Raw genomic sequence first — 248 nt, 5'->3', positions numbered from 1 at the left:
CTGCCCAGCGGGCCCATGACCTGGATGCCGATCGGCAGGCCGTCGGCCGACAGGCCGAACGGAATGGAAATGGCGGGCATGCCCGTCAGGTTGGCCAACGGCGCGAACGGCGAATAGCCGATCACGCCCTTCTTGCCCAGACGGTAGGCCAGGTAGTCGGCGTTGTCCATGGCGTAGCGGCCGATGGGCGCGGGCAACTGGGCCAGCACGGGTGAGAGGAACAGGTCGTGGCCCTGCGCGCCCTCGCG

Annotated in this window: 1 protein-coding gene; it reads right to left on the bottom strand. The window is 69.4% G+C overall.

All coding sequences use genetic code 11. The features are described 5' to 3' along the window. A partial coding sequence (locus SB751_RS33805; RefSeq protein ID WP_410749474.1) for an amidase family protein occupies positions 1 to 248 on the bottom strand: 248 nt, incomplete at both ends.

The organism is Cupriavidus sp. SIMBA_020 (genome assembly GCF_046535395.1).
GTDB classification, from domain to species: Bacteria; Pseudomonadota; Gammaproteobacteria; order Burkholderiales; family Burkholderiaceae; genus Cupriavidus; species Cupriavidus campinensis.
This window is presented reverse-complemented; position numbering and strand designations above follow the sequence as displayed.